This is a genomic window from Granulicatella sp. WM01, assembly GCF_004570605.1.
Taxonomy (GTDB): Bacteria; Bacillota; Bacilli; order Lactobacillales; family Aerococcaceae; genus WM01.
Genome location: NZ_SPPB01000060.1, coordinates 1 through 10493, shown reverse-complemented (window position 1 = coordinate 10493; position 10493 = coordinate 1). Strand labels below are relative to the sequence as shown.

Annotated in this window: 10 protein-coding genes; 9 read left to right on the top strand and 1 reads right to left on the bottom strand. The window is 33.2% G+C overall.

Annotated elements, in window-relative coordinates:
* Positions 1–883: ISNCY family transposase (locus tag E4T68_RS07435; RefSeq protein WP_245175691.1), on the bottom strand; the 883-nt coding region annotated here is incomplete at its 3' end.
* 219 nt (positions 884–1102) lie between these two features.
* Here E4T68_RS07435 and rpsU point away from each other — a divergent pair.
* The 9 genes from rpsU (at position 1103) to era (ending at position 10109) form a co-directional block, all read left to right on the top strand.
* A complete protein-coding gene (rpsU, locus tag E4T68_RS07430; protein ID WP_135125629.1) occupies positions 1103–1276 on the top strand; it encodes a 30S ribosomal protein S21 in 174 nt (57 codons plus the stop codon).
* Between the two features lie 293 nt (positions 1277–1569).
* A complete protein-coding gene (locus E4T68_RS07425; RefSeq protein ID WP_135125627.1) occupies positions 1570–2016 on the top strand; it encodes a GatB/YqeY domain-containing protein in 447 nt (148 codons plus the stop codon).
* Positions 2017–2738: 722 nt separating this feature from the next.
* Entirely contained in the window at positions 2739–3191 is a 453-nt protein-coding gene (locus E4T68_RS07420) for a MarR family winged helix-turn-helix transcriptional regulator (RefSeq protein WP_135125625.1), read from the top strand.
* Entirely contained in the window at positions 3188–4495 is a 1308-nt protein-coding gene (locus E4T68_RS07415; protein WP_135125623.1) for an MATE family efflux transporter, read from the top strand. The genes E4T68_RS07420 and E4T68_RS07415 overlap by 4 nt, the downstream gene beginning before the upstream one ends.
* 716 nt (positions 4496–5211) lie before the next feature.
* Positions 5212–6165, top strand: a complete 954-nt coding sequence (locus tag E4T68_RS07410) for a PhoH family protein (protein ID WP_135125621.1) — start codon at positions 5212–5214, stop codon at positions 6163–6165.
* Between the two features lie 22 nt (positions 6166–6187).
* A complete protein-coding gene (locus E4T68_RS07405) occupies positions 6188–8341 on the top strand; it encodes an HD family phosphohydrolase (protein ID WP_135125619.1) in 2154 nt (717 codons plus the stop codon).
* Positions 8342–8818 (top strand): rRNA maturation RNase YbeY, encoded by a 477-nt coding sequence (ybeY, locus tag E4T68_RS07400; protein ID WP_135125617.1) that lies wholly within the window; start codon positions 8342–8344, stop codon positions 8816–8818.
* Complete coding sequence (locus E4T68_RS07395) at positions 8819–9193, top strand: diacylglycerol kinase family protein (RefSeq protein WP_135125615.1); 375 nt, start codon at positions 8819–8821, stop codon at positions 9191–9193.
* Between the two features lie 10 nt (positions 9194–9203).
* The gene (gene era, locus E4T68_RS07390) at positions 9204–10109 is read left to right on the top strand and encodes a GTPase Era (RefSeq protein WP_135125613.1); all 906 of its coding nucleotides are present in this window, start codon (positions 9204–9206) and stop codon (positions 10107–10109) included.
* The last annotated feature ends 384 nt before the right edge of the window (positions 10110–10493 follow it).

The following is a 10493-nucleotide window of genomic DNA, read 5'->3' as shown; positions in this document are numbered from 1 at the left end:
CCAAATCAACAGGTAATCGGGATTGTAAGGTATTGTTTAAACGTTCCACACGTCCTTTCCCCTGTGGAATAGATGTTGTTTTAAGGCTAATACCTAACTGAAAACAAGCAAAACCAAACTGTGTCATGGTATCGTCTTGAAGCTGTTGAGTCCCTTTCCTTTGATAATCAAATACCGTTCGTCTATCCGTTAAAAAAGCAGCAGGAATACCATAATTGGTTAATATCTGATGTAACACCTGATAATAGCCTTTCAGCGTTTCTTGTGGGGCAAAATAGGCACCAACAATATTACCAGAAGCATCATCAATGGCAACATGAAGATGAGAGACAGTTTGACCAAACCATCTGAATTGGCTAGCGTCCATTTGTATCAGTTCGCCACAATATTTTTTTCTCGGACGACTAGGATGGATAGTGTCACTATCTGCTAGAAACTCACAAGAACGGGGTAAGTTTATAGACAATTCATGTCTCACTTGTTGTGCTACTTTTTTCTGTTGTTTTAGTCGTTTTACTGTTTTACGATGTGTTTTGGGAGAAATCATCCCATGGTTATAGAGAATGGTACGAACAGTTGTATCTGTTAAATTGATGCCATGTTCTTGTTTTAAAATTTCAGTAAAATGAACAACATTAGGTTTTAAATTGGTAAATGATTGGTATAATTCTACAATAAAAGTTTTAGTAGATTCAGGTAGACTATGCTTTGGAGAGCGTTTTTTATTTTTATGAGAAAAAGCTGACTTACCCAATTGAACATAATTGTGAAGTAGTCGGTTAATTTGTCTTAATGATAATGTTAATTCAACACAGGCACGTTGTTTTGTTTTTTTGCCATGATGAACGGCTTTGATGACGTTATATTTTTTTATTTCATTCACTGTTAATTCTATCCTTTTCATATCTCTAGTTTATCATTTTGGGACATTTTGTCATTCGATTACTTTAAGACATTATCACATTCGATTGATAAAATACCCAAGGGTAAAAATTTATATCTTGACGTTTGTTTATCTTTCTAGTATAATACGTGAGAACATGTTCACACTAACTAAAGTGAATAAATGTTGTATGTAGTGTTCGGAGGGAGGTAAGCTATTATGTCAAAAACAGTTGTTCGTAAAAACGAAACGCTTGATGATGCTCTTCGTCGCTTTAAACGTAATGTTTCAAAAACTGGTACTTTGCAAGAAGTTCGTAAACGCGAATTTTATGAAAAACCAAGTGTAAGACGTAAGAAAAAATCAGAAGCTGCACGTAAACGCAAATTTTAATTGATATATACTAGACAGGTTGAGCATTGTTCAACCTGTTTTGTAGTTATGTTTATTAAATCTCCGTTGGATAATGTTTTTATTTACTGATAACGATATATTGTGTGCTAAATTATGTTATGTTAGGTTATATTTTGGATAGCTAATAAGATGTTGAACGGTAAATCAATCTGATGAAAAATATTCCAGTTATTTTAAGTATAGTCACATATCTGGTTAAAGCAGAAAAAAGGTACACGTTTGTATAAAATAATGATATAATCATGATAAATAGTATATGAGGAGTGGATTTTATGAGTTTAATAGATACATTAAACCAAGATATTAAGGAAGCAATGAAAGCAAAAGAAAAAGATGTTTTAGCGGTTTTGAGAATGTTGAAAGCCAGTGTACAACATGCAACAATAGAGGCTAAACGTGAGCTGACATCTGATGAAGAATTAACTATTCTAGCTAGAGAGTTAAAACAAAGGAAAGAATCTATTCAAGAATTTTTAAAAGCTAACCGTCAAGATTTGGTTGAAAAAACACAACAAGAAGTTTCTATTGTTGAAAAATATTTGCCAGAACAATTATCAGAAAATGAAATTATTGAGGCTATCAAAAAAATTGCACAACAAGTTGGTGCAACAGGTATGGCTGATTTTGGTAAAGTTATGGGACCAGTTATGGCAGAACTTAAAGGAAAAGCAGACGGAAATACTGTAAATTCTTTAGTTAAAAAAGTGCTACAAGGATAGTTCGAAGATTGAGTGTGTAATATTAAAATCATTGACATGACAATAATACGTGTTTAAGAAACACTCCATTATTTCTGTCGTTTTCGTAGAAATTTTAGGAATGGAATAAAAAATAATCGTGTTGGCAATACCAACACGATTATTTTTTATAAACTAGTAGAGTGTAGTAATTAACAGCGGTTGATAAACATATCAGAATGGTGTTTAGTCAACATCTTAAGTTGTAAGGCTATTTAAGGTGAATGACTAGAATGATATAAAAAGGTTTAAAAATAGCACAAGTCGTACAGTATAGTGCTAATGTTATCTAATCGTTTAATGGGTCATGTCAATATGATCCGTTTTTTGAATGAAAGAGATTAAATAGGAGTGTGAATGATTATCATTAAACAGAGTGATTGTATATAAGAATGTTTTGGAATGTTGTGATGCATCGTTTAAATTGTAGTAGGTAGAGTATATCTTGACTAAAATATATACTACAATTTGTTTAAATTTTGACTTTTATATTTGCTATTAATGAAAAGGAGGTAGAGGTGTAAATAAGTCAAATTTAATAAACTATTAGTATCATTCCGTTTTTTTGTGAAAAGGTATCGTTTAGTTAGTATTTGAGGGGGACTAATCCTAAGTAAATAGACTAGATTTTTTGGAGATTGACAGAAGTACAGATTTAACGTAAAATTAGTCCGAAAACAGACTGAGTTTCGAGGAGGAGTATTATGCCGACAGAAAGAGAAATGTTGTATGAATTAAATCGTTTTTATACACTTTGGCGAGAAATCAATGTATTATATGAAAATTGGGCTAAACAACATGGGTTATCATTGAATAGTTTGCTAATGCTATATTCATTTTATGAAAACAATACTGTTGTACAGACACAAAAGGATATTAGTCAAAAATGGGTCATTCCTAAGCAAACGGTGCATGATATTTTGAAAGATTTTGAAACAAAGCAATATGTTACATTAGTACCAAGTGTTCAGGATAGACGCCATAAGACAATCCAACTGACAGAAAAAGGGAGAGTATATACGAAAGAAATTATGACGGAATTAAGACGTTTAGAACTAAATGTCATAGAACAAATGGGATTTGGAACAATGACAGAACTAAATCAACATTTAACACAATTTGCCCATCTATTTTCAAAGAAAGGACAGATACAATGACTGATACACGTGTGTTTTTAAAGACAGTTGTACCGTCTGTTATTGCTTTTGCGTTGTCCGGTGTTTATACAATTGTGGACGGTCTTTTTTTAGGAAACAGTTTAGGCGATATTGGATTGGCATGTATAACCTTGGGGTATCCTATTACTGCATTTATTCAAGCACTTGGAACAGGGATTGGATTATCTGGAGCAATCCGTTTTACAATTTTACGTCATCAAGATAAAGAAGACGAAGCAAAGATATCTTTTAGAAGTACTGTCTTGTTATTGAGCTGTGTTAGTCTATGTTTAAGCGTGGTTGTCATAGTTGCATTGCCTATATTGTTAGAACTGTTAGGAGCGAAAGGCGAGAGTTTTGATTTAACGGCAGAATATGTCAGTGTTATTGCTTTAGGAGCAACGTGTCAGATTTTTGCAACAGGGTTAGTTCCGTTTATTAGAAATTTAGGTGGATCAACCTTTGCTATGGGGGCAATGATTTTAGGGTTTGTTATCAATAGTGTTTTGGACTATCTCTTTGTTTGGGTATATCATTGGGGAATGAGTGGAGCGGCTTTGGCAACGATTATTGGACAAGCAGCTACAGCAATTTTAGCCGTTTTCTTTACTTTGAAACGACGTATGCCGTTTAATAGTTGGGAAATCTCTTTAATTAGCTATTGGAAAGCTATACTGAAGTTAGCTTTTGCACCATTTGGACTAGTCTTTGCAACACAAATAACGGCTATTTTATTAAATCGTTATTTAATGACGTATGGGAATGCACAATCTGTAGCAGTATATGGGTGCATTTCTTATGTCACAACTGTTGTTTATTTATTATTACAAGGTGTTGGAGACGGCACGCAACCTTTAATTAGTCGCTATTTTGGTCGAAAGCAATTAGATAAAATGCTAACAATGCGTAGTTTATCTTATAAGGCTAGTTTTGGTGTATCTATGGTGTGTAGCTTTTTCTTATGGTTTACATCAAATTGGATAGGCATTCTTTTTGGAACATCACTAGAGGCTAGTCAAGAGATTGCTGCTTATTTACCTCTTTTTTTATTTTCTTTAGTAGCGTATGCGTATGTACGAATGACAATTTCTTTTCTTTATGCCATTGCAGAAAGTACACTATCGTATAGTTTAGTGTTTTCTGAACCTGTACTTATTTTTATGCTGTTAAATGTTCTTCCTCATCTAAGCCCTATTGGGATATGGTTGAGTGTTCCGATAGCACAACTGCTCACGTCATGTTTAGCTTATATGATAACATGTAAAGTTGATAAATCACTCAAATTGAACTGTGCATTATATTAGTTTATTTGATGTAAAATAAATGACAGAGTAATCGTGTATGTTCATTTGATTAGGAAAAATAAATATGTAGGCATGTATGAATAAAATAGTAATAGACTGGAAGCATCTTAAAAGATATAAATATAGTAAAAGACGTGACTGGGAAACATATGAAATTTTCAAAAATATGAAGTAAGCATTATAGAAGAACGGTTTTAAATCAAGGTTTGTAAGGTCTTTATTTAAAACCGTTTTGTTTGTTGAGCATTTTTCTCGAGTTTATTTTGGGTACATGGATGAACTGTTAAATATTAATGTTCATTTGAGAAATATGTTTAGCATTTAAATTTTTTACACGCAAGTATCACAAGGAGAAAAAGTTTGCACAAAGTAATTTTGAGCGACAAATAAGTATGAAGTAATTTCAAAATTTCACTTGAAATAGGCATATTATACTTATTGTTTAGTTTATGTTTTAGCTTGAAAATAGTGAGTCAAAAAAGAGATAAAGAAAGGTATATAAAAGTTTAAATCTTTTGTGTAGTCATTCCCTTGAATAGATTTATTAAAGGTAGCATGCATAACTGTGTAGGGGAAAAGATGAAAAGACTGTCTATTGTGTTGTACATGTCTATGGATTTTTTCCGATAGCATGAATAAAGAAAATGGCAACGTTTTTGGTTTATAAAATATCAAAAATATGCTAGACTATATAAAGATACAATCAGAAAGAGGGAATGAATTTGGAGCAAGTACGACAAAGAATAGAATTGTCGGATGCCAATCAGCAAATAGCTTTGTTTGGTGTACATCATCAACATATTGAATATATTGAAAAAGAGTGCCATGTTATGATTTCTAGTCGTGGAGAACATTTGGATATTATCGGACAAGAAGATGCCGTTAATCAAGTGAAACTATTACTAGAACAATTAATTTGGCTAATTCAAAAAGGCGAAACAGTATCCTTGTCAGATGTTGTGACCGGATTAAAATTAATGGCAAACAATCGTTTAGAGATGTTTAAGGCTTTGTATAGTGATGAAGTTGGAAAAACGCATAGAGGGGAAACCATACATGCTAAAACGTATGGGCAAAGACAGTATATTCGTGCTATAAAAAGACATGATGTTGTGTTTGGGATTGGACCGGCAGGGACAGGAAAAACATTTCTAGCTGTTGTCATGGCAGTAAATGCGTTACGTCAGGGAGATGTGAAACGTATTGTGTTAACTAGACCGGCTGTTGAAGCTGGTGAAAATTTAGGTTTTTTACCTGGAGATTTAAAAGAAAAAGTAGACCCCTATTTAAGACCTGTTTACGATGCATTGCATGCAGTGTTAGGACAAGATCATACATCTCGTCTGTTGGATAGGGGAATTATTGAAATTGCTCCTTTAGCCTATATGCGTGGGAGAACGCTAGATGATGCTTTTGTTATTTTAGATGAAGCACAAAATACAACAATTGCACAGATGAAAATGTTTCTGACACGACTAGGTTTTCGCTCAAAAATGATTGTTAATGGAGATGTTAGCCAAATTGATTTAGGTAAAGGGATTAAGAGTGGACTTTTAGATGCACAAGCTAAATTAAAATCATTAGAAGATATTCGATTTGTGACATTTGATGAATATGATGTTGTACGCCATGCATTAGTGGCTAAAATTATTCAAGCATACGCACAGTAACAAGTCATGGAGGAGGCGACACATGAAAAAAATTATACAAACATTAGATGAACGATTAGGGTATTTTTATGTTCCATTTGTCCTGTGTCTTTTATCTGGACTTTTGTTTGTGGCAGGGTATCCTTTCGTTAAACAAACAGAAATTGTCGTGTCTTTGAACAATATTGCCACACAAACCATTCGTGCGAGTAAAACAATTGAGGACACAGACGCAACAGAAAAAGCTAGGGAAAATGCCGTACAAAATGTGCAGCCCGCTTATGAAAAAGACGATACGATTGTTACCAGTAAAATTGCACAAGTGACACGTTTTTTTGAGGTAATGACTGTCTATCGTAAAGAATTATCGCAATCGAATGATTTAGCAACATTGGATAGTAGAGCAAATGACATTATTTCAAAATTTGTGATGAGCCTACAACGTGAAAATAAAGAATTATATGATTATGCGTATGTTTTTTCAGATAATGTTTTAAAAAAGATATTGCTTGCTTCAGAGACTGAATACACAATGTATGAATCATTGACAAAGTCAACTGTGGAAAATGTGTTGAATGACAAAATTTATTCAAATTCTTCGGATATTGCAAAAGCTCAAAATGATGCTTACTCTCAAATTTTAACAAAAACATATTCTGATGCTGCAAGAGAATTATTGAAAGAATTGGTTACACCAGCCATTGTAGCAACAATGGTGGTTAATCAAGTTGCTACAGAAAGTGCTAAACAAACCGCTAGAGATAACGTTTCGCCTATTATGATTATGCAAGGAGATGTGATTGTTCGTGAGGGAGAAGTTATTGGAAATGCTGCATATAAAAAGCTGCAATTATTAGGCATGACTTCAAATCAACATCATTACCAATTACTACTAGGGTATCTTTTTATTTTAGTCATTCAGTTTGCTTTAGTGTGGTATTTTATTGTTCATGAAACCGATACGTTAACTAAGAGAAATGTTTATGTTAATATGTATAGTTTTCTGATTGGCGTATTAAGTGCGTTGATGATTGTGGCACATCTTGTACAAAAAGCAGGGTTGGAATACTTTTCTTTAATTGTTCCAATAGGATTATTGCCATTCTTTATTGTTCCTAAAGCTAAAAGACGCTTAGCATTATTAGCTGTCATTTTTTTAGTTATCATGTATCTATTTATTAGTGATAATGGTAGTTCAATTCAAGGGCCAATCATTTGGAAATTTTATACATTAACAGGGGTGTTTGCTAGCATAGTGATTTCAGGTACAAGAAAAAAATACATTGGACATCAATTTATTTTACTTGTTCTCTTATACAATGCTTTGGTTGTTGCGCTAGCCTTGCTAAGTAATATTGATTTATTTTCACATACGTTCATGATGATGTGTGTATATACTGTTGTCAATGTATTCTTAACATTTGTATTATTACGATTGGGGCAACCTTATTTTGATTTATTATTTGAAGATAAAGCTGTATTACGCATGTTAGAATTATCTAATCCTAATCAACCTCTATTAAAAGAATTAATTGCAAATGCACCCGGAACATATCATCATAGTATTATGGTTGCTAATTTGAGTGCAAATGCAGTAGAGTTAATCGGAGGGGATTCATTGTTTACTAGGGTAGCGTGCTACTACCATGATATTGGAAAATTAAAAAATCCTATGTTTTTCGTTGAAAATCTGCCTGCTGGAATGGCAAGTCCACATAAATTATTGACTCCTCAAGAAAGTCGAGATATTATTTTTGCACATGTTAGTGACGGTGTGAAACGATTAAAGCAAGCAGGATTGCCACAAAGTGTTATAGATATTTGTGCAGAGCACCATGGCAAAACAGTATTGAAATATTTTTATGTTACGGCTAAAAATGAAGATGAACATATTGATAAAAATGATTTTCGCTACCCAGGACCAAAACCACAGACAAAAGAATCAGCCGTTATTAGTATAGCAGATACGGTTGAGGCAGCAGCTAGAGCAATGAAGAATCCGGATATAGATTCTTTAACGACACTAGTTCAAGAAACAATCCACTCACGTATTGAAGATGGGCAATTTGATGAATGTCCAATTACTGTTCAAGAATTGAAAATTGTTGAAAAATCATTAATTACAGGACTTTCTAGTAGTTACCATACTCGTGTAGAGTACCCAAAATTAAACAGCAGAAAGGGAAAAAAAGCATAAATGATAATTGATTTAATTGATGAAACCAATCAAGTAGCCTCAGAACATCTTAAATTAGTAGAGGATATAATTGACTTTTCAAGTGACTATTTACAATTACCTAAAGGGGTGGAATGTGCTATTACATTTGTTGATAATGCACGTATCCAGGAAATTAACCGTGACTATCGTGGAAAAGATACACCTACAGATGTGATTAGTTTTGCTTTAGATGATGTTGTGGATGGCGAAGTGCATCTTGATAGTTCTGTATATCAAGATGCACCGCATCATCTAGGAGATATTATTTTATCCATTGATAGAGCAAGAGAGCAGGCAATAGAATACGGTCATTCTTTTGAAAGAGAATTAGGATTTTTAGCTTTACATGGGTTTTTACATTTAAATGGATATGATCATTTAACCCCAGAGGACGAGAAAGAAATGTTTGGTTTGCAAGCTGATATTTTAAATGCTTTTGGTTTAGGACGTGATTAAATGGCGAAACAAACACATAAAAATACAACCTTTTTTCAAGCAGTAAACCATGCTGTTCATGGCATTAAATATGCTGTGATAACAGAGCGAAACATGAAAATTCATGCTATATTAACCCTTGTTGTGCTCCTATGTGGTGTGATGTTCCAATGTTCATTGGGAGAGTGGTTATGGTTAATCCATTGTATTGTTTTAGTTATTGTTATGGAAATGATAAATTCCATTATAGAATTAATAGTTGATGTATTGAGCCAAAAAAATTATTTTGATTGGGCAAAGAAGGCCAAAGACATGGCAGCCGGAGCAGTTTTGTTGTGTTCAGGGTATTCACTTATCGTGGCAAGTATTATCTTTATCCCTAAATTATTGAGTTAAAGGAGAAAACATGAATCAATTACCATTTAAATCTGGATTTGTTGCTATTGTAGGTAGACCAAATGTTGGAAAATCTACACTATTAAATCGTGTTATTGGGCAAAAAATTGCGATTATGAGTGATAAAGCCCAAACGACACGTAATAAAATACAAGGTGTTTATACAGACCGAGAAAGTCAAATTATTTTTATTGATACCCCAGGTATTCATAAACCAAAGCATGCCTTAGGGGAGTTTATGGTCGAATCAGCATATAGTTCTTTAAAAGAAGTTGAAGCCGTTCTTTTTTTAGTAAGTGCCAATCAAGAAATTGGTCGAGGAGATCGTTTTATTATAGAACGTCTAAAAATGCTGAAGACACCTGTTTATTTAGTTATTAATAAAATTGATTTAATTCATCCAGAAAAACTTTTAGAAATTATCGCCTTATATAAGCAAGAAATGGAGTTTGCTGAAATTATTCCAATTTCAGCCTTGCAAGGAAATAATGTTCCTGAATTGTTGGATACGTTAAAACAAACATTGCCTCAAGGTCCACAATATTACCCAGCAGACCAAGTGAGTGATCACCCAGAATATTTTGTTGTTTCAGAACTTATTCGTGAGAAAGTGTTGCATTTAACTAAAGAAGAAATTCCTCACTCTGTTGCTGTTGTCGTTGATCAAATGCAAAAAAATGAGAACGGAAAAGTTCACGTCTATGCTACAATTATTGTAGAACGCTCTAGTCAAAAAGGGATTATTATTGGGAAAGGTGGTCGTTTACTTAAAGAAGTCGGTACGAGAGCTAGACGAGATATTGAATCTCTCTTAGGAGATAAAGTCTTTTTAGAATTATGGGTAAAAGTTCAAAAAGATTGGCGCGATAAGCAAACATATTTAAACGACTATGGATATAAAGCTAAAGATTACTAAATGCTCTAGTTTGATATGATTAATTCTTATACAGTTGCGTATGCGTATCATACATTTATGACATGCGTGCATATTATGAAATATATAAATAAAATACAGCCACTCGTGTAGGCGAACGAATTCGTTCGCCTACACGAGTATTTTTGGCTCTTCGTCAAATTATGTTGGTAAGTAAAAATTCCAGCAAATATTAAGTTGTTTTTTCTTAATAGGGCTAATTGTTTCTTTTCGAATCGGTATGCAGTTGTCAAGGTTTATAGCGTGAGCGTGCCTTGACAATAAGCATACTGATTTGATAGACTTTTCAGCCCATATTAAGATGGTTTAAATAATTTTTCTTGCACTAAAAATACTCGAGTTCGTAAATATGTAAAATATTTAAAC

What these genes read in the sequence shown, in the direction of transcription:
- E4T68_RS07405 (WP_135125619.1), top strand. Translation starts at nt 6,188, where the DNA reads ATGAAAAAAATTATACAAACATTAGATGAACGATTAGGGTATTTTTAT.
- E4T68_RS07410 (WP_135125621.1), top strand. Translation starts at nt 5,212, where the DNA reads ATGAATTTGGAGCAAGTACGACAAAGAATAGAATTGTCGGATGCCAAT.
- E4T68_RS07420 (WP_135125625.1), top strand. Translation starts at nt 2,739, where the DNA reads ATGCCGACAGAAAGAGAAATGTTGTATGAATTAAATCGTTTTTATACA.
- E4T68_RS07415 (WP_135125623.1), top strand. Translation starts at nt 3,188, where the DNA reads ATGACTGATACACGTGTGTTTTTAAAGACAGTTGTACCGTCTGTTATT.
- E4T68_RS07395 (WP_135125615.1), top strand. Translation starts at nt 8,819, where the DNA reads ATGGCGAAACAAACACATAAAAATACAACCTTTTTTCAAGCAGTAAAC.
- E4T68_RS07425 (WP_135125627.1), top strand. Translation starts at nt 1,570, where the DNA reads ATGAGTTTAATAGATACATTAAACCAAGATATTAAGGAAGCAATGAAA.
- rpsU (WP_135125629.1), top strand. Translation starts at nt 1,103, where the DNA reads ATGTCAAAAACAGTTGTTCGTAAAAACGAAACGCTTGATGATGCTCTT.
- ybeY (WP_135125617.1), top strand. Translation starts at nt 8,342, where the DNA reads ATGATAATTGATTTAATTGATGAAACCAATCAAGTAGCCTCAGAACAT.
- era (WP_135125613.1), top strand. Translation starts at nt 9,204, where the DNA reads ATGAATCAATTACCATTTAAATCTGGATTTGTTGCTATTGTAGGTAGA.